Here is a 17,962-nt window from a genome sequence, read left to right on the forward strand (position 1 = left end):
CCATGGGGTACTTGGGCGGGTTGACGTAGGGATAACCCCACACCAACCGTGAGACGGCTGGTCACGGCGCCTCTGGCAGGGCCTAGACTCGCGTGCGTACAGATCGTCGAACAAGGCAGCCAGGGAGCGAGGGGCGGACGTGCTCGAGCCGACGCCGACCGTGCGCACGGCACCTGTCCATCTGGCGGCCGACTACTTCCAGAGCTATTCGGTGGTCGGCCTGCTCGCCGTCGTCGGGATACTGTTCGTGGCCGTGGCCTTCGGCGCCGGACGGCTGCTGCGGCCCGTGGTCCCGACGCCCGAGAAACTTCTCACGTACGAGTGCGGCGTCGACCCCGTCGGCGAGGGCTGGGCGCACACCCAGGTCCGCTACTACGTCTACGCGTTCCTCTACGTGATCTTCGCGGTGGACTCGATCTTCCTGTTCCCCTGGGCGACGGTCTTCGCCGCGCCGGGCTACGGCGGAACGACGCTGGTGGAGATGTTCATCTTCCTCGGCTTCCTCGCCGTGGGCTTGCTGTACGCCTGGAAGAAGGGCGTCCTCGAATGGACGTGACACCCGCCCCTGAACTGCTGCCCGAGCCGCGCCGGCTCGGCCCGCTGGCCCGGCTCGCGCCGGAGCCCATGAAGGTGGTCCTGAACTGGGGCCGCCGCTACAGCCTCTGGGTCTTCAACTTCGGGCTCGCCTGCTGTGCGATCGAGTTCATCGCCGCGTCGATGGCCCGGCACGACTTCATCCGGCTGGGCGTGATCCCCTTCGCCCCCGGACCGCGGCAGGCCGACCTCATGATCGTGTCGGGCACGGTCACGGACAAGATGGCGCCCGCGGTGAAGCGGCTGTACGAGCAGATGCCCGAGCCCAAGTACGTGATCTCCTTCGGCGCCTGCTCGAACTGCGGCGGCCCGTACTGGGACTCGTACTCGGTGACCAAGGGTGTCGACCAGATCATTCCGGTGGACGTCTACGTCCCGGGCTGCCCGCCGCGGCCGGAGGCGCTGCTCCAGGGCATTCTCAAGCTCCAGGAGAAGATCGCCCGGGAGTCGCTGGCCGAGCGGTACGGGAACGCCTCCGCCGTGGGCGCGGGGCCGTCCGTCGGCCGCGCCTCGACGGCCGCGCTGCGGAGCGGTCTGGTCCGGGGACCGGAGGCCCCGGCCTCCCCGGGCGGTCCGGCCTCCTCGGATTCCTCGGATTCCTCGAGTTCCGCGGTCTACCCCGGCGCAACGGGTGCAACGGGGGCGTCGGGTGCATCGGGCGCTGCGGGGGCGGGCGGCGGCCCGGTCGGGCGCGAGTCATCAGGGCCGGTGACCGATTCCGCCTCACAGCCCACGGAGAACGACCCCGCACCGGAGAAGGGCGACGACCGGTGACCGGACCCACGGAGCCCACGCAGCCCACGGAGCCGACGCAGCGCAGTGAGGACACCCCGGCCACCGAGGCGACGGAGCCGGCGCAGCGCGGCGAGCACACCGGTGCGACCGAAGCGGCGCAGCGCGGCGACCGACCGCGCCCTGCCCGCGCCGGCGAGGGGACGGAGCCCGCGCGACCGGGCAGGCCGACGGAGGGTGCGGGGACCGGCGACGCCGAAGACGGCTCCGCGGAGGCCGGGGCCGTGGCGGAGCCCGCCCCCGTGGCGCAGCCGCCCGTCGGCTGGCTGCCGCACGGAGCCGAGGAGCTCTTCGGCGAGGGAGCGCGTGCCGAGGAGGCGTACGGCCTGCTCACCGTCGACGTACCGGCCGCCGCCTGGACCGGCGCGCTGGAGACGGCGCGGGACACCCTCGGCTGCACGTACTTCGACTGGCTGAGCGCGGTCGACGAGCCGGGCGAGGGCTTCCGTGTCTCCGCTCATGTCGTCGCGCTCGAGGCAGGCAGCCCGCCGCGCCGCCTGCTGGTCCGCACGAGCGTGCCGCACGGCGCCCCCGCGCTGCCCACCGCGACCGGTGTGTACGCCGGGGCGGGCTGGCACGAGCGTGAGACGTACGAGATGTTCGGCATCGACTTCACGGGCCACCCCCACCTCGTGCCGCTGCTGCTTCCGGAGGGGTTCGAAGGGCATCCGCTCCGCAAGGACTTCGTGCTGGCGGCACGGGTCGTCAAGGCGTGGCCGGGAGCGAAGGAACCGGGGGAGTCGGAGCACGGCGGCCCGAAGCGGCGCCAGATGCTCCCGCCGGGTGTTCCGGATCCCAACGAATGGGGCCCCCTCAAGGGGCAGTTGCCCCCGGCTCCCGCCCGCCCGGCCCGCGGCGCCCGCGCGGCGGCGGGGGGCGAGCGCCCGCCGCGCCGTACGCGTACCGCGAGCGCGGGCTCGGCCAGCCAGCGGCCGGAGGGTGCGGGGACGGAGGCGGCGGCGGTGACGCCGGAGCGTCCCGTACGTCGTGCGCGCAGTGCGAGTGAGGGTTCGGCGAGTCAGCGGCCGGAGGGCGCCGCGACCGGGACGGAGCCGACGGCCCCCGCCGAGGAATCGACGCGGGCCGCCCCGACAACCCCCGGCGGTAGCGGCGGCCCGAGCGCTGCCGACGGCAGCAGCGGCCCCAGCAGTACCGCTCGTACCGACAGCAGCAGCCCCAGCAGTACCGGCGGTCTCGGCGATGCCGACGATGGGAGCGGCGCCTCGGCAGCGCGGCAGGCGCAGGACACAGTGGGCCCGGCGACCCCGGCGAAGCGGTCCTCGGACGCCCCCTGGCACAATCCCCGCCCGGCCTTCGACAAGGACTCGGAAGAACCGGCCGCCGACGAGGTGAAGCCCCCGAAGCGCACGGCGGGCGAACCCTCCGGTGAACCCCCGGCCGGAACCGGACCCGAATCCGGACCCGAATCCGAATCCGGACCCGAATCCGGACCCGGTACCGAATCCGGAACCGGTACCGAATCCGGAACCGGAACCGAAGCCGAGACCGGAACACGCAGCACAGCAGAAGCGCACCAGGACGACCCCGAAGGAGGCGAGACCGTATGAGCGACGTCCTCGACGTCACCTGGCGGCTGCTCGCCGTCTTCGCCGGATTCCTCGTCCTGCCGCTGGTCGTCGGCCAGACCGAGCACAAGGTCATGGCTCATATGCAGGGCCGGCTCGGCCCGATGTACGCGGGCGGTTTCCACGGCTGGGCCCAGCTCGTCGCGGACGGTGTGAAGTTCGCGCAGAAGGAGGACGTCGTACCGGCAGGTGCCGATCGACGGATCTTTCAGATGGCTCCGGCCGTCGCCCTGCTCCCGTATCTCCTGGTGCTCGTCGCGATCCCGATCGGCCCCGGGAGCGGCGCCGTCGGGCAGGTCGTCGACGCGGGCATCTTCTTCGTCCTCGCCGTGATGGGCGTCGGTGTGCTCGGTTCGCTGATGGCGGGCTGGGCGTCGGCGAACAAGTTCTCCCTGCTGGGAGGCCTCCGCACCGCCGCGCAGCTGCTCGCGTACGAGCTGCCGATGCTGCTCGTCGCCGGTTCCGTCGCCATGGCGGCGGGCACCGTCTCCCTCGTCGGGATCCTGGACGCCTTCCAGTGGTGGTGGGTGCCGTGGCAGATCGTCGGAGGGCTGGTTTTCTTCACCGCCGGTCTGGCCGAGCTCCAGCGGCCCCCGTTCGATATGCCGGTCGCCGACTCCGAGATCATCTTCGGTGCGTACACCGAGTACACCGGTCTCCGCTTCGCGCTCTTCCTGCTCGCGGAGTACGCCGGGATCATCGTGCTCTGCCTGCTGACCACCGTCCTCTTCCTCGGCGGCTGGCACGGCCCCTTCGGTGCCGACGGCCTCGGCTGGCTGTGGACCCTGCTCAAGACGGCGATCCTCGCCTTCGGCATCATCTGGCTGCGCGTCAGCTACCCCCGCCTCCGTGAGGACCAGCTCCAGAAGCTCGCCTGGACCGTCCTCATTCCGCTCGCCCTCGCCCAGATCGCACTCACCGGCATCGTCAAGGTGGTGATCCAGTAATGCCCCGCCAGTCGCCCGCCACCGGCGTTCCGGAGAAGTCCTCCGGTCGCTCGTTCCCCGGCAGCGGCCTCGCCAAGGGTCTCGCCGTCACCCTCCGGACCATGACGCGCCGCTCGGTCACCGCGCAGTACCCGGACGTGCAGCCGGAACTGCCGCCCCGCACCCGCGGCGTGATCGCGCTGTTCGAGGAGAACTGCACGGTCTGCATGCTGTGTGCGCGCGAGTGCCCGGACTGGTGCATCTACATCGACTCCCACAAGGAGACGGTGCCGCCCGCGGCCCCCGGTGGCCGTGAGCGCAGCCGCAATGTCCTGGACCGCTTCGCCATCGACTTCGCGCTCTGCATGTACTGCGGGATCTGCATCGAGGTGTGTCCCTTCGACGCGCTGTTCTGGTCCCCGGAGTTCGAGTACGCCGAAGAGGACATCCGCGATCTCACCCACGAGCGCGAGAAGCTGCGCGAGTGGATGTGGACCGTGCCCGCGCCCCCCGCGCTCGACGCGGCCGCCGAGGAGCCCAAGGAACTCGGCGCCGCCCGTAAGACCGCGGACAAGCTGGCCGCCGCCGCAGAGCAGCAGCAGGAGGGCGGCGCGTGAGCCTCGCAGCAAGCCATCCGGGGTTCCTGTCACCGACCGGCGTCGAGATCGCTTTTCTCCTCGTCGGTCTCGTCACCTTCGGCGCGGCCCTCGTCACCGTCACCACCCGGCAGCTGGTGCACGCCGCGCTGTGGCTGGTCGTCACGCTCGGCGGACTCGCCGTCGAGTACCTGCTCCTCACGGCCGAATTCATCGCGTGGGTCCAAGTGCTGATCTACGTGGGCTCCGTCGTGGTCCTCCTCCTCTTCGGGCTGATGCTCACCAAGGCGCCCATCGGGCGGTCCCCGGACGCCGACTCCGGCAACCGTCCGGCCGCACTCGTCGTGGCCATCGCAGCCGCGGCCGCGCTGGTCTGGGTGGTCGTGGACGCTTTCCGCGCGACCTGGATCAACCTCGACGGCCAGGCTCAGGGGTCCACCGAGGTCTCCGGAAGGATCATCTTCCGGCACTGGGTCCTGCCGTTCGAAGCCCTCTCCGTCCTGCTGCTGGCCGCACTGGTCGGCGCGATCGTCCTGTCCCGCAAGAACGGGACCTCCAACGGCACCACGACCGGCACGACGAGGACCGACGACACGCCCATCGGCGCCCCCGACCGCAAGGAGCAGCGCTGATGCACCTCGCCTATCCCGCCGTGCTCGCCGCCCTCCTCTTCTGTACCGGTCTCTACGGTGTACTCGCGCGGCGCAACGCGATCCTCGTCCTGATGTCCGTCGAGCTGATGCTCAACGCCGTCAACCTCAACCTCGTCGCCTTCGACGTCTGGCTCCGCGACGCTCTGCACGCGGGGCAGGCGCTCACCCTCTTCACCATCGCCATCGCCGCCGCCGAGATCGGCATCGGCCTGGCGATCGTGCTGCTGGTCTACCGCAACCGCGGCAGCTCCGACGTCGACCGGCTGCGCGACCTCGCCGAGACCCCAGGCCCCGACGGCGGCACGGAAGGCGCCGCAGCCACCCCGCAGACCACGGCAGACAAGGCGGAGGCCGCCGCGTGACGACCACGACCCTCGCCGTCCTCGTCCCCGTGCTGCCCTTCCTCGGAGCCGCCGCGGGGCTGCTCCTGGGCCGCCGGGCCCCCGGCTTCGTACGGCCGCTGGCCATCCTGCCGACCGTCGTCGCCGCCGTACTCGCCGCGCTCGTGGCCGTACGGCAGGGCGGGGGAGAGGCGATCGACGCCTCGACCCGGCTCACCCCCACCGGCTCGGTCCCGATCGACCTCGCCCTGCACCTCGACGGCTTCGCCGCGCTCGTGGCCGTCCTGGTCGGAGTCGTCGCCTGCTGTGTGCAGCTCTACTCCACCGGCTATCTGCGCCACGACCCGCGCTACCCCTCGTACGCCGCGCTCGTCTCCCTCTTCACCTCCGCCATGCTGCTCGTCGTCTACTCCGGCGACCTGATGGTGCTGCTGGTCGGCTGGGAGATCATGGGCATCTGCTCGTACTTCCTCGTCGGCCACTACTGGGAGACCGAGGCCGCCCGGTCCGCCTCCCTCAAGGCCTTCCTGGTCACCAAGCTCGGCGACGTCCCCTTCCTGTTCGGCCTGTTCGCCCTCGCCGCCGACGCCGGGACCTTCCGGATCAACGGCATCCTCACCGCCACGGTCTCGGGCGACGGTCTGGACCACCCCACCCTCATCGCGCTCCTGCTGCTCGCGGGTGTGGCGGGCAAGTCGGCGCAGTTCCCGCTGCACACCTGGCTGCCCGACGCGATGGCCGGCCCCACCCCCGTATCCGCGCTCATCCACGCCGCCACGATGGTCGCGGCCGGTGTGTACTTCATCGCCCGGCTGCTGCCGGTCTTCGTCTCCTCCGCCGCGGCGCTCGTCGTGCTCGCCGTCATGGCAGCCGTGACCATGGTCGGATCGGCGCTCGCCGCCCTCGCCCAGGACGACATCAAGCGCGTCCTGGCCTATTCGACGATCGGCCAGCTCGGCTATCTGACCGGCGCCCTGGCGGTCGGCGACCGCGGCGCCGCCGTCTTCCACCTCCTCTCGCACGGTGCGTTCAAGGCCCTGCTCTTCCTCGGTGCCGGCGTCGTCATCGCCGCCGCCGGCACCAACTCCCTGGCCGCCATGTCCCGCATGAGCGGCCTGGCCAAGCGCATCCCCGACGCGTTCTGGACCATGTCCGTCGCCCTCCTCGCGCTCGCCGCGATCCCGCCCTTCGCCGGCTTCTTCTCCAAGGAAGCCGTCCTCGGTGCCGCCGAGGCCGCTGCGATCGGGCACGGCGCCACAGCCCACACCGAGCAGATCCCCGGCGCCGCCGGCTGGGTCGTCCTGGTCTCCGGCCTGTTGACCGCCGTCCTCACCGCCGGCTACGCCGCCCGCCTCTGGCTCCTCGCCTTCCGGGGTCAAGGCGTCTCCGCCCCCGACCACGGCAGGCAACCGGTGGTCATGAACGCCGTGCTGTGGGTGCTCTTCCTCCCCACCGCCGCCTTCGGCGTCACCGTCGGCCTCCTCCCCGGGTGGTTCGACGGCCGCTCGCTCAACCCGACCCTCACCACCTCCGTCCTCGGCACGGGTCTCGCCCTCGTCGGAATCCTGGTCACCTACGCCGCCTGGCGGCACACCACGGCCATCGCCCGGCGGGTCCCGGTCGGCGCGGTCGTGGCCCACCCCCACACCGAGCCCGCACTCACCGAGATCGAGGCCATCGCCACCCACGAAGAGGTCTACGGGGACATCGCCTCGGCCAAGGACCCCGCCGACCCCGGACGCCTGCTCCTCGGCCCCCTCCACCGGCACGCGGCGCACGGCTTCCACCTCGACGCGCTGTACTCCGCCCTCTTCGTGCGCCCCGTCCGCGCGGCCGCCGAACTCGTCCGGTTCCTCGACCGCGAGGTCGTCGAGACCTATGTACGCGGCGCGGGCTCCGCCGCCCGCCTGCTCGGCGCCGCCGTACGCCGCGCCCAGACCGGCAATGTGCAGACCTATCTCAGCGCGCTGCTCGCCGGCTCCGTCGTCCTGGCTGTCGCCGCCGTCCTCGTCGCCGCCGGAGCGTGAGCCGTGACCGAACTGATCAATGACACCGCTATGCAGTACCTCCTCGCGGCCGTCGTCGTACTCCCCCTGCTCGGGGCCGCCGCGGCCCTGCTCCCCGCCCCTCCCGGACTGAGGGGCCGCAACCCCGAGCAGGCCGTGCTGCGCCATGGCGTCACCGTGAGCGGAGTGGTCCTGCTCCTCGCCATCGCCCTGGCGGCCGGATTCGACCACGACCACCCGGCGAGGATGCAGGCCACGACCGACATCAGCTGGATCCCCGCCCTCGACGTACGGATCCATCTCGGCATCGACGGCATCTCGCTCCCCCTTGTCGTCCTCACCGCATTGCTGACGTTCCTCTGCGCGCTCTACAGCTACTTCCGTATGCCGGAGGGCCCCTCCGCCAAGGGGTTCGTCGCGCTGGTCCTCGTCCTCGAATCGGGCACGCTCGCCACCTTCGCCGTCCTCGATCTGCTGCTGTTCTTCCTGGCCTTCGAGATGGTGCTCATCCCGATGTACTTCCTCATCGCCCGCTGGGGCGGCGCGGGGCGGGCGGCCTCCGCGTGGAAGTTCATCCTCTTCACCCTGCTCGGCTCCGTCGTCATGCTGCTCGGCCTCCTCGTCGTCGGTCTCCAGAGCGGCACCTTCGACATAGTGGCACTCGCCACTGACAACGGGTCATCGCTCAGTCACACCACGCAACTGATCGCCGTCCTCGCCATCGGCATCGGCCTCGCGGTCAAGACCCCGATGTGGCCGCTGCACAGCTGGCTCCCGGACGCCCACACCGCCGCCCCCACCGTCGGCTCGGTGCTGCTGGCCGGCGTCCTGCTGAAGATGGGCACCTACGGCTTCGTACGGATCGTCCTGCCCATCGCCCCCGAGGGCACCCGGACCTTCGCCCCGTACCTCGCCGCCTTCGCCGTCGTCGGCATCATCTACGGATCGCTCGCCTGCCTCGCCCTCGCCCGCACCGGAGCGAAGGGCGACCTCAAGCGGCTGATCGCCTACTCCTCGGTCGGCCATATGGGATTCGTGCTCCTGGGCATCGCGACCCTCACCCCGACCGGCCTCAACGGCGCGCTCTTCGCCAACATCGCCCACGGCCTCATCACCGGGCTGCTGTTCTTCCTGGTCGGCGCGGTCAAGGAGCGCTACGGCTCGACCGACCTGGACACACTCTCCGGCAGGACCGGCGCGGCCCTCTACGGCAGGGCGCCGCGTCTCGGAGGCCTGCTCGCCTTCGGCGCCGTCGCCTCCCTCGGCCTCCCCGGCCTCGCGGGATTCTGGGGCGAGATGCTCGCCATGTTCGGTGCCTTCGAGCCCGCCGAGGGGCTCAGCCGCCCCGCGTATCTGACCTTCATGGCCCTGGCCGGCCTCGGCACGCTCCTCACCGCCGCCTATCTCCTCGTGGTGGTCCGCCGCGTCTGCATGGGAGAGCGCCCGGGAGCGGAGCCCGACGTGCCGACCGAAGGGGACGCCACACCCCCGGAACCCGCCGCCACGCCCACGGCACCGGCCCCCGCACCCGCATTGGCCGACGTCCAGGGCTGTGAGTTCGCCGCCTGGACCCCGCTCGTCGCCCTCACCGTCCTCGCCGGTCTCTGGCCCGCGGCCCTCCTCGGGCTCACCGACCCGGCCGTGCAGAACCTCCTCGGAGGAGGCAGCTGATGACCTCCGTCGTCCAGTCCGTCGACTGGCTCGCGATCGCCCCGCCGACCATCGCCGCGGCGGTGGCCCTGATCGTCCTCGTCGCGGACCTGTTCCTGCCCGAGAGCCGCAAGCCGCTGCTCGGCTGGATCACCACCGCGGGCCTCGCCCTCGCCGCGCTCTCGCTGCTCCCCCTCCTCGAAGGCGACCGGACCACCTTCTGCCTCACGTCCGACGCCGATGTCTGCAGCTACGCGGCCGACCACTTCGCCCTGGTCATCCAGTTCCTGGTGCTCGGTGGCGCCCTGCTGACGGCCCTCCTGTCCATCAGCGCCGTCGCCGACTCCGCACTCCCCGCGGGCGAGTACTGGTTCCTGCTGCTCTCCTCGGCCGCGGGCGCGGCCCTGCTGCCCGCCTCCCGCGACCTCGCGACCCTCGTCATCGCGCTCGAAGTCGCCTCCCTGCCCGCGTTCGCCCTCGTCGGACTGCGCCGCGGCAACCGCCTCTCCTCCGAGGCCGCCCTCAAGTTCTTCCTGTCGTCGGTCGCCGCGACCGCCGTCATGCTGCTCGGGGTCAGCTTCGTCTACGCCGCGACCGGCAGCATGCACCTCTCCGAGGTCGCCGGAGGCCTCACGGACGTCCCCGGCCGGTTCGACTCCCTCGTCACCGCGGGCGTCGCCCTCACCCTCGTCGGCTTCGCCTTCAAGGCCGCCGCCGTTCCCTTCCACTTCTGGGTTCCCGACACCTATGTCGGCGCGCCCCTGCCCATCGCCGCCTATCTGTCAGTGATCGGCAAGGCCGTCGGCTTCTCCGGCCTCATCCTGGTGACGGTCCTGGCCTTCCCCGCGTACGCGCACGTGTGGGGGCCGGTCGTCGCCGTGCTCGCCGCCCTCACCATGACGGCGGGCAACGTCGCCGCGCTGCGCCAGCGACCGGAGCGCACCCACAGCGCCGTACGCCTCCTGGCCTGGTCCTCCGTCGGCCAGGCGGGCTACCTCCTGGTGCCGATCGCGGCCGCCGCGTACGTCGACGACCCGTCGCGGGCCATCGGCTCCACCGTCGCCTACGCGCTGATGTACGGGGCCGTGAACCTCGGGGCCTTCGCCGTCGCCGCACTCGTCGCCCGTACGAGCGCGGGCAACCGTATCGCCGACTACCGCGGCCTGTACGCCACCCGCCCCCTGGCTGCCCTCGCCCTCGGCTTCTTCCTGCTCTGCCTCGCCGGTCTGCCGCCGGGCGTCATCGGCCTGTTCGCGAAGGTCACCGTCTTCTCCGTGGCCGTGGACGCGGGCCTGGGCTGGCTGGCCGTCGTCATGGCCGTGAACGTGGTGATCGCGCTCTACTACTACCTCCAGTGGACCGCCGTCCTCTTCCGGGCCCCCGAAGCCGCCGCTGCGGTCCCGCACGAGCGCCCCCGGGTCCCGGCACCGCTCACCGCGGCGATCGGTCTGACGGCCGTCCTCGGCATCGCCCTGTCCGGCGCCCCCCAACTCGTCCTGCGCTTCGCCTCCGCCACGCTCCTCTGACCTCGGCGGCATCACTCGTACGGCCCAACAGCGTTGCCCTGCCCCCGGCGCGCACCAGGGAACCCGCGGCTCCCGCCTGGCGTTGACCAGTACAGGAGGGTCCACTGGAAGGTGGAATCACCGCGTCAAGGGTTCCCCTGTCGCCGACCAGGAGGGCGTACCGTGTACCGCCGGCACAACGGGCTGAAGACCGCCGTACTCCTCGGGGGACTGTCCGCCCTCATCATCGTCATCGGCAGCCTCTTCGGCCGTACGGGCCTGCTGATCGCCCTCGTCGTGGCGCTGGGCACCAACGCGTACGCCTACTGGAACAGCGACAAGCTGGCTCTGCGCGCCATGCGGGCCCGGCCCGTCAGCGAGTTCGAGGCACCCGCGCTCTACCGGATGGTGCGCGACCTCTCGACCACCGCCCGCCAGCCCATGCCCCGGCTCTACATCTCCCCGACCCAGGCCCCCAACGCCTTTGCCACCGGGCGCAATCCCCGCAACGCCGCCGTATGCTGCACGGACGGCATCCTGCGGATCCTCGACGAGCGCGAGCTGCGCGCCGTCATCGGACACGAGCTCAGCCACGTCTACAACCGCGACATCCTCATCTCCTCGATCGCCGGAGCGCTCGCCTCCGTGGTGATGTTCCTGGTGAACTTCGCCTGGCTCATCCCGATAGGCCGCTCGGACGACGACGAGGGCCCCGGCCTGCTGGGCCTGCTGCTGGTGATGCTCCTCGGACCTCTCGCCGCGTCGATCATCCAGCTGGCGGTCAGCCGCTCCCGGGAGTTCGAGGCCGATGCCTCGGGCGCGCAGCTGACCGGCGACCCGCTCGCCCTGGCCAGTGCGCTGCGCAAGCTCGACGCGGGCACCAAACAGCTGCCGTTGCCGCCCGAGCCGCGTCTGGAGACGGCGAGCCATATGATGATCGCCAACCCCTTCGGCCCCGGCAGGGGCATGGCCAAGCTGTTCTCGACCCACCCCCCGATGGCCGAACGCATCGCGCGCCTGGAACAGATGGCAGGCTACCGACCGTGAAAACGATCCTTAACCTCATCTGGCTTGTACTGTCCGGCTTCTGGCTGGCGATCGGCTATGTCGTCGCCGGCATCATCTGCTGCATCCTCATCATCACGATCCCGTTCGGCATCGCCTCGTTCCGCATCGCCGGATACGCGCTCTGGCCCTTCGGCCGTATGGCCGCGGAGCGCCGGGACGCGGGCGCGGGTTCCCTCCTCGGGAACGTGATCTGGATCGTCTTCGCAGGCTGGTGGCTGGCCCTGACGCACCTCGTCACCGGCATCGCCCTGTGCTTCACGATCATCGGCATCCCGCTGGCCGTCGCCAACTTCAAGCTGATCCCGATCTCCCTGATGCCGCTGGGCCGCGAGATCGTCCCCACGGACCAGCCCTTCGTCGGCCGCTGACCCGTTGCCAGGCCGCTTGCCGGGCTCTCCGCGCCGGTCCGCATGCCGGGCCTCCGCGCGGCTCCGTGCGGCCGCCCGCGCCGAGGTACTCCCCGGCGCGGGCCGGCAGCCCGGCGGCGGCGCCACGGCCCCCGCCGTACCGCCACCGTGGCAACCACCAACCGGTGGTTGATGAACTTCCCGCCTGATCATCTGACCTGCACGGACTTCCCATCGCCCGCCCTGACCTGCGGAAACACTCTCCGTAATTGCCGTGGTTTCCGCGTTCTTCCGGGCCCATGTGCCCTTGATGGGGCACGGCCGGTCAGAGCGGCTACCCGATCCGAATCGTGGTGGGCCCGGGCAGTGGTGGAGTCCACGCTGACCAGGGACAAGTCCCGCCGGATCACGCCCTCGAACTGCTGCCGCAGCCGCTCGGGGTACGGCCCGCGTCGGTCAGCCCCACACCCGCCAAGGCCTCCTGCGCTGGTGCAGCGGTGAGGGCTGACGCCGGACCTGTTCCCCGTATGGTCAGCCGACGCGCCCCCAGAGGCGGGTACGCGACCGCCCTCCGCTTGCCGCGGCTTTGCTTGCATCGGCTTTCGCCTTCGTAGCGGGGCGTCCGTGCTCCGTGCAGCGCACGGGGATGACGGCACCGTCGGCACGCAGCGAAACCACGCCGCGTCCATAGATATCGCCCACAAACCAGACCTGCGCCCGCCCAGCCGGTGGTCGGCGGAGAGCGAGCTGCGTGCGCAGGGCCTCGTTACCGGTGACCAACACGAGAGCACGCCCACGGTGCCGTATCTCGACATCCAGCGTTCGCCAGGGGGTACCTCTGCTGCGCAATTTCCGACGCAGGGTGAAGCTGGTCCGCAAACGCTGGAAAGCCGGGACCACGGTGGCGATCAGCACGAGGCCGAGCCCCTTGGCGCTGCTTGCGTGCCAAGGCCCGAGCGAGAGGAGCCAGAGGAAGGGGATCGGCGCGACGGCCAGAACGGCTGCCCCTCGGAGCAGCCGTAGCCGCATTGAGCGACGCGTGGCCGGAAAGGACCAGGCCGGGCCCGGTGGCGGCGCGGGAGCCGGCACCACCGGGGTACGGTCCGATTCCATGGCCGGGAGGGCGAGTTCCGGCAGGCGAACACCTGCCTTGGTGGCCCGTATCAGCGCTTCGGGAGAGGCATTGTCACGAATCTCGGCGCCGGAGCCCAGTACTCCTTGGCGTGGGATCTCCAGCATGCGGTGCGGCCCGCGTTTGCCCGGGACCGCAAGGATGGCACAGAAACGCGGATCGCCGACGAACCACAGCGTCCGGATGTCCGCCTTAGCCTCGGGCCCGGCCTGCGGGGACATCCGCTCCACCCACCAGCGGGTGTGCCGATCTCGGTCCAGATAGACCGTGACCCAGGACTTCGGGTTATCCGGATCGGGAAACTTGAACCAAGGCCGACCCTGATGGGCGGAATGGCGTTGGGTGCACGCGTGCGGAAGGCCTCTCTCATGGACCTCCCACGGATAGGTGCGCAGGACACGGCGCAACCGGAGCATCCGCCGGACTCGTGGGACTTGGCGACAGATTCCGTAGATTCCGGCGATGACGAGCAGCACGATAAGGATCACGCTCACCCACGTCGGGGTGGGCAGGTTGGCGACGACGGTGCCCGCGGCCCCGATTCCGAGAGGGACGCCCAGGAAGTGCTGGGCGAGGCCCACCGTCCAGACACGACGGGTGGCCGGGTGCTGCCAGGCAGTGTCACCGGTGGCGTGAGATTGCGCAGCGTTGGATCGCTGGGGTACGGGACGCTCAGTGGGGTGTCTCATACTGCCTTTCTGTCGTCATGGGGCGGTGCTGCCGCGGAAAGGGGTTGCCTACCGCCGCAAGTGATCGTCGCCCTCACGTCGTTCGAACGCACCGGCATGACACCCCTCCGTCCCCGCGGTACGGTCAATCGACCATGACGTCGTTCGGGTGCACCACCTTCAGGCTGCGAGCGAATGCGTCGAACGCATCGATATTCGCAGACGCCCAGCCGAGGTCGTCGCTGACGGTGCGCATGGACAGGTCGATGCCGTACGAGTCGACGCGCCACCCGTAGTTGACGGACATGCAGAGAGCTTCGCCGCCCTTCGGGACGAAGTGGCGAACGGAGCGCAGCCCCTTGCCGAGATTGTCGGTGGTGAAATCCACGATCTGGGGATCCTGGACGGCTCCGGGCTGGTTGCGTTGCACCAGTGTGTCCAAAATCTGCTCCGCCGGCCCTTCCGACGCGGTCGCGTAGAAGAAGAACGGCAAGGGCTCCCTGCGAAGATCCGGAACGTACGCGAACAAGTACTGCATGGGGATCTTCTGCGGAAACTGCTCGGCGATACCCTCGAGCATGCGCGCGAGCTCCTTCAACTGCGCCTTGTCACGAGGGCCATCGTGAAGCTTCCAGTGCAATTCGGCGTATTTCTTCACCCACTTCCGCCGCTTCCGGTCAGCGCCGTTCCCCTCAAGGATGGGGAGGGGAATCCACGCATCCGGGACTGTTCCCTCGGTGAAGTCGAGTGCGTACGGAATGCTCATGCTGCGCTCCGAGGTGTTGCTCTTGAAATCGTCGAACCCTTTCCAACTTGATGGTGGTGGCCACAGGTTGGCCCCGGCGGTACCTGGCCGGCCAACTCGCCTCCCGGCGAGGGGAGATCTGTACGCGGTGGCGGCGGCTGGCAAAGGGACGTCAAGCCCCGCTCACCCTGGCCCACCTACGGTGCGGCGACACCTATGCCCTGCTCGCCGCCGGTCCGGTATCCGGACGGCACCGATCCGCTCGGCAGTCTGCTTACGGATTCCCGGCCAACCCTTTCGCACCTGCGGGCTCTACGCATGCACGAGCTTCGGGAACCATGAGTCTGAATCGGACGCGACCAGAATCATGAAAGGTTCCAGGTGTCCACTTCCTCGTCCGGGCTGATCCGGATGGTACGGGCGAATTCGTCGAGGTCGTCGAATGCGCGGATGATCCGGGCCGGATCCGGGTGGGAAAGAACGATGAGGACATTTACGGCTTCCGTGCCCTTCTCGTAGCGCCAGGCGTAACGGAGGCCGGCGTGCACCTCGTTGCTGTCCTCATCCTGGTAGTAGCGCAACGCACGCAAGCCGGTGCCGAGGTGCGGGGAGTCGAACTTCTCGACCATCGGGAGCTCGATTGCGTCGCTCGCATCAGCGTGCGTCAGGTTGCGCAGCTCGATCTCGCGGTCTTCCGCGGCGATCTCTACGAGATCTACAAGCACCATGAGGGGATCGACCCTCGGGTGCGGGATGTGCAAGAAGACATCGGACCCCGGCGAGATACCGGGCGCCCTGTCCGCGTACATCACCAGGATGTTGGTCAACAGATCAACCTCGCCCGGCAGCGGCTTCTCAGTCGCGAAGTCCTCCCACCACGCCTCGGCGAAGGTACGCGCCCACACCTGAGGCGTCTGCGCAATCTCCACGTCCTCAAGGCCAGGCTCCGGCCACATGAGCGGAACACGGAGCCAAGGGGCGAGGGACATGGCGTGCTTGACGTTGAGCCAGCTCATTCGTATCTCCACTTGAACGTCCCGACGACCGCGTCGAAGAGCTCGACCAGCACATCGGTGAAGTCGCTTTCGGGGTTTCCGTCCCCTGACGTGGAGAAACTGATCGAAAGCCACTTCTCCGGGGCCCCTGGCACCGGCATGGCATATTCGACACGGCGCGAAGCAATGTCAAGCTCTCGGTCGGGCTCCGCTGCTGCTACGCGCTCCCGCCGGATGGCATTACTGCCGGCGACTTTGACTGCGGTCACGCCGGGGCTCGCGGTGCTGGCCGAGAGCCCCTCCAGGACACGCTCATTCTGAGCCCTCTCGGCACTACCGATGGGCAGTTCAGACACGATGATCGATGCGGCTATGAGCCTCCCCCCACGTGGGCGTACCGGCAGATAGAGGTCCAGGCCGCCATGGCGCCGTGCAGCGCGCGCCTTCTTCTGCATCTGCTGGCGCAGTTCAAGCCGAAAGCGCATGGCGTCGTCACGAGACACCCCGTCTGGGACCTTATCCATGTGCGTGAAAAAGATCCGCTCCAGAGCCGCTTTCGTCCCCTCACGGAGAGGAATCCGAGCCCACCCCGGCGGGATGATGAGGGTGTACCCGGTCGGCGTTTCCTCGGCCGTCCCGATGGAGCTCACGAATTCTCCATGACGGACCTATTAATCAGCGAATCCAGCAAGATCCCCAGAGACAGGACTGCCGGAATCACGGCGATCCACGAATAGAAGATTACCAGCGCACCGTTCGCGAAAATAAACATCCCCGCAGCGAACCGATACATCCACCGCACGTCAGGAATACTCCGAGGCCGCCGGATACACTGTCGATACCCCACGTAGGCTGCAGTCAACGCAACGGGTGCAATCATCAACGGCCAGAAGAATGCTTCCATTGGCATCCAGTCCTTGCCTGCGATCTTCCCGATGGCCCCTCCGCCCAGAAAGAACCAGAGCACGGGCACGAGCACAATTACTCGAAGTGCAAGCAGTGCCTTGGATTGACCGTTTCCGGATGACATCGCGTCTCCTCCTAGATTTTCTTCATTGCCGAAATTGCTCACCATTGGCTTCCCACTTCAATGGTCGGGACGTCCTTGAGCTCCTCGTAGCCGTCATAGCCGACGAATGAGGTGAGGTTGTCAATGGCTTTGTCGCCAGCATCGACACCCGTGCCTACACCCCAAGACCACTTGAACTTTGTGTAGTCTGCCAGCGCCTTGTCCGCAGCCTCATCGACTGCCCTGCCACCTGGGCGCTCGCCACCGAATGCCTCCTTCATGCGCTTGACGTCATGAGCAATGTTTCGGCTTTCCTTTTCTACGATTCCCCGGCTCTCCGCTATCGGCGCATTGGCCTCCGCCTGCTTCGCGGCGCGCATATCGCCAGCCCCATTTTCCCTCAGCCGCTGCTTTGCCTGCAGTGCCCTCTGCCCACGCTCTGAACCGGCCCCGTGGCGGGCCATAGTCCGGTCGAGGAAGTTACGCATGTTTTTGGTGCGCTGCATAACTTGGCTAGCCTTTTGGCTCTTCGCGGCAGCCGTGGCGGCGGTCTTGGTCAAGGCATGGCCGGCTTTAAGGCCAGCCACGGCCGGCTTAGCAAGCCCCATCGTCGCAAGCGCGATCACGTCAAACGCCACGTCGGTCCACGAACCCTCGCCAGTGACTGCCAGCAGTACGTGACCGGCCAGACTCACGACTGTCAGGGCCGTCGCGAGCGCCAGGACCCAACCCGCGGGCGTGCAGAAGATGGCGACGATTGCGATCGCTATGCCGAGATAGCCGATCACATCGAGCGCCGTACTGAGCCCATCCGCAAAGTTCTCCCACGCACTGTCCTCAAGCACGTCTGAGATGTCATCGCCGATGTTTCTGGCGTACTCCCGGGCTTTGGTGTCTCGTTCGGAGATGACTTCATTCAGAGCCTTGCGATGCTGCGTCAGGTGACTGTCGTCGGTAAAGTCCGGCGGCTCGCCGCCATCCTTCTTCGCCTCGGCTTCCTTCTTCTTCAGCTCGGCGGCGTGATCCTCGTTGGCCTGCTTTGCGCGATGGAGGATCCGGTCCGCCCGATCCTGGAAATTCTCCAGGTCGTTGGCCCACTTGCCGAGGTCACCCACCACGCGCTCGTAGCGGCCCGCAGTCTCGCGGAATCGCTTGTCCAGTTCGCCGGACTTCTCGCGGATCTTGTCGGCGTACTCACCCTTCAGCGCATCGCCGTCCTCGGCCTTGCGCAGGATGCGGGCCTGGTCGCGGAGGGTCTTGGCGAGGTTCTTCATCCGAGTGACCTCGTCCCGGATGTCCTCCGGATCGCCGGGGACCGGGTCCTCCTCCGCTAGCGGGTGCCAGTCGAC

The 17,962-nt window shown here is 69.1% G+C and carries 18 protein-coding genes; 12 read left to right on the forward strand and 6 right to left on the reverse strand.

What is annotated here, in order from left to right; all coding sequences use genetic code 11:
- Positions 1-139 precede the first annotated feature (139 nt).
- The 12 genes from ACTWQE_RS03530 (at position 140) to ACTWQE_RS03585 (ending at position 12,085) form a co-directional block, all read left to right on the forward strand.
- Positions 140-556 carry an NADH-quinone oxidoreductase subunit A gene (locus ACTWQE_RS03530; RefSeq protein WP_443327308.1) on the forward strand — a complete coding sequence of 139 codons (417 nt, stop codon included), beginning with the start codon at positions 140-142 and terminating at the stop codon, positions 554-556.
- Entirely contained in the window at positions 547-1,368 is an 822-nt protein-coding gene (locus ACTWQE_RS03535; protein WP_443327309.1) for an NADH-quinone oxidoreductase subunit B, read from the forward strand. The genes ACTWQE_RS03530 and ACTWQE_RS03535 overlap by 10 nt, the downstream gene beginning before the upstream one ends.
- Positions 1,365-2,954, forward strand: coding sequence for an NADH-quinone oxidoreductase subunit C (locus ACTWQE_RS03540; protein ID WP_443327310.1), 1,590 nt, complete (start codon positions 1,365-1,367; stop codon positions 2,952-2,954). The genes ACTWQE_RS03535 and ACTWQE_RS03540 overlap by 4 nt, the downstream gene beginning before the upstream one ends.
- A complete protein-coding gene (locus ACTWQE_RS03545; RefSeq protein WP_443327311.1) occupies positions 2,951-3,919 on the forward strand; it encodes a complex I subunit 1/NuoH family protein in 969 nt (322 codons plus the stop codon). The genes ACTWQE_RS03540 and ACTWQE_RS03545 overlap by 4 nt, the downstream gene beginning before the upstream one ends.
- Complete coding sequence (locus ACTWQE_RS03550; protein WP_443327312.1) at positions 3,919-4,515, forward strand: NuoI/complex I 23 kDa subunit family protein; 597 nt, start codon at positions 3,919-3,921, stop codon at positions 4,513-4,515. The genes ACTWQE_RS03545 and ACTWQE_RS03550 overlap by 1 nt, the downstream gene beginning before the upstream one ends.
- Positions 4,512-5,126, forward strand: a complete 615-nt coding sequence (locus ACTWQE_RS03555; RefSeq protein WP_443327313.1) for an NADH-quinone oxidoreductase subunit J family protein — start codon at positions 4,512-4,514, stop codon at positions 5,124-5,126. The genes ACTWQE_RS03550 and ACTWQE_RS03555 overlap by 4 nt, the downstream gene beginning before the upstream one ends.
- Positions 5,126-5,509 (forward strand): NADH-quinone oxidoreductase subunit NuoK, encoded by a 384-nt coding sequence (gene nuoK / locus ACTWQE_RS03560; RefSeq protein WP_443327314.1) that lies wholly within the window; start codon positions 5,126-5,128, stop codon positions 5,507-5,509. Before ACTWQE_RS03555 ends, nuoK begins: the two co-directional genes overlap by 1 nt.
- Entirely contained in the window at positions 5,506-7,515 is a 2,010-nt protein-coding gene (locus tag ACTWQE_RS03565) for an NADH-quinone oxidoreductase subunit 5 family protein (RefSeq protein ID WP_443327315.1), read from the forward strand. Before nuoK ends, ACTWQE_RS03565 begins: the two co-directional genes overlap by 4 nt.
- Before the next feature lie 30 nt (positions 7,516-7,545).
- Positions 7,546-9,165: a complex I subunit 4 family protein gene (locus ACTWQE_RS03570; protein WP_443327416.1), complete on the forward strand. Its 1,620-nt coding sequence runs from the start codon at positions 7,546-7,548 to the stop codon at positions 9,163-9,165.
- On the forward strand, positions 9,165-10,670 hold the full coding sequence (locus tag ACTWQE_RS03575) for an NADH-quinone oxidoreductase subunit N (protein WP_443327316.1): 1,506 nt from the start codon (positions 9,165-9,167) through the stop codon (positions 10,668-10,670). Before ACTWQE_RS03570 ends, ACTWQE_RS03575 begins: the two co-directional genes overlap by 1 nt.
- 162 nt (positions 10,671-10,832) lie before the next feature.
- Positions 10,833-11,696, forward strand: coding sequence for a zinc metalloprotease HtpX (gene htpX / locus ACTWQE_RS03580; RefSeq protein ID WP_443327317.1), 864 nt, complete (start codon positions 10,833-10,835; stop codon positions 11,694-11,696).
- The gene (locus ACTWQE_RS03585) at positions 11,693-12,085 is read left to right on the forward strand and encodes a YccF domain-containing protein (RefSeq protein ID WP_443327318.1); all 393 of its coding nucleotides are present in this window, start codon (positions 11,693-11,695) and stop codon (positions 12,083-12,085) included. Before htpX ends, ACTWQE_RS03585 begins: the two co-directional genes overlap by 4 nt.
- Positions 12,086-12,595: 510 nt before the next feature.
- Here the strand turns inward: ACTWQE_RS03585 and ACTWQE_RS03590 are convergent.
- The 6 genes from ACTWQE_RS03590 to ACTWQE_RS03615 form a co-directional block, all read right to left on the reverse strand.
- On the reverse strand, positions 12,596-13,777 hold the full coding sequence (locus ACTWQE_RS03590; RefSeq protein ID WP_443327319.1) for a hypothetical protein: 1,182 nt from the start codon (positions 13,775-13,777) through the stop codon (positions 12,596-12,598).
- Between the two features lie 232 nt (positions 13,778-14,009).
- Positions 14,010-14,630, reverse strand: a complete 621-nt coding sequence (locus tag ACTWQE_RS03595; RefSeq protein WP_443327320.1) for a hypothetical protein — start codon at positions 14,628-14,630, stop codon at positions 14,010-14,012.
- Between the two features lie 344 nt (positions 14,631-14,974).
- The gene (locus tag ACTWQE_RS03600) at positions 14,975-15,625 is read right to left on the reverse strand and encodes a hypothetical protein (RefSeq protein ID WP_443327321.1); all 651 of its coding nucleotides are present in this window, start codon (positions 15,623-15,625) and stop codon (positions 14,975-14,977) included.
- The gene (locus ACTWQE_RS03605; RefSeq protein WP_443327322.1) at positions 15,622-16,254 is read right to left on the reverse strand and encodes a hypothetical protein; all 633 of its coding nucleotides are present in this window, start codon (positions 16,252-16,254) and stop codon (positions 15,622-15,624) included. The genes ACTWQE_RS03600 and ACTWQE_RS03605 overlap by 4 nt, the downstream gene beginning before the upstream one ends.
- Positions 16,251-16,676: a hypothetical protein gene (locus ACTWQE_RS03610; RefSeq protein WP_443327323.1), complete on the reverse strand. Its 426-nt coding sequence runs from the start codon at positions 16,674-16,676 to the stop codon at positions 16,251-16,253. Before ACTWQE_RS03610 ends, ACTWQE_RS03605 begins: the two co-directional genes overlap by 4 nt.
- On the reverse strand, positions 16,673-17,887 hold the full coding sequence (locus tag ACTWQE_RS03615) for a hypothetical protein (RefSeq protein WP_443327324.1): 1,215 nt from the start codon (positions 17,885-17,887) through the stop codon (positions 16,673-16,675). Before ACTWQE_RS03615 ends, ACTWQE_RS03610 begins: the two co-directional genes overlap by 4 nt.
- Positions 17,888-17,962 lie beyond the last annotated feature (75 nt).

The organism is Streptomyces sp. 8N706 (assembly GCF_052245415.1).
Taxonomy (GTDB): Bacteria; Actinomycetota; Actinomycetes; order Streptomycetales; family Streptomycetaceae; genus Streptomyces.

What these genes read in the sequence shown, in the direction of transcription:
- ACTWQE_RS03550 (WP_443327312.1), top strand. Translation starts at nt 3,919, where the DNA reads ATGCCCCGCCAGTCGCCCGCCACCGGCGTTCCGGAGAAGTCCTCCGGT.
- ACTWQE_RS03575 (WP_443327316.1), top strand. Translation starts at nt 9,165, where the DNA reads ATGACCTCCGTCGTCCAGTCCGTCGACTGGCTCGCGATCGCCCCGCCG.
- nuoK (WP_443327314.1), top strand. Translation starts at nt 5,126, where the DNA reads ATGCACCTCGCCTATCCCGCCGTGCTCGCCGCCCTCCTCTTCTGTACC.
- ACTWQE_RS03595 (WP_443327320.1), bottom strand. Translation starts at nt 14,630, where the DNA reads ATGAGCATTCCGTACGCACTCGACTTCACCGAGGGAACAGTCCCGGAT.
- ACTWQE_RS03615 (WP_443327324.1), bottom strand. Translation starts at nt 17,887, where the DNA reads ATGAAGAACCTCGCCAAGACCCTCCGCGACCAGGCCCGCATCCTGCGC.
- ACTWQE_RS03545 (WP_443327311.1), top strand. Translation starts at nt 2,951, where the DNA reads ATGAGCGACGTCCTCGACGTCACCTGGCGGCTGCTCGCCGTCTTCGCC.
- ACTWQE_RS03570 (WP_443327416.1), top strand. Translation starts at nt 7,546, where the DNA reads ATGCAGTACCTCCTCGCGGCCGTCGTCGTACTCCCCCTGCTCGGGGCC.
- ACTWQE_RS03535 (WP_443327309.1), top strand. Translation starts at nt 547, where the DNA reads ATGGACGTGACACCCGCCCCTGAACTGCTGCCCGAGCCGCGCCGGCTC.
- ACTWQE_RS03600 (WP_443327321.1), bottom strand. Translation starts at nt 15,625, where the DNA reads ATGAGCTGGCTCAACGTCAAGCACGCCATGTCCCTCGCCCCTTGGCTC.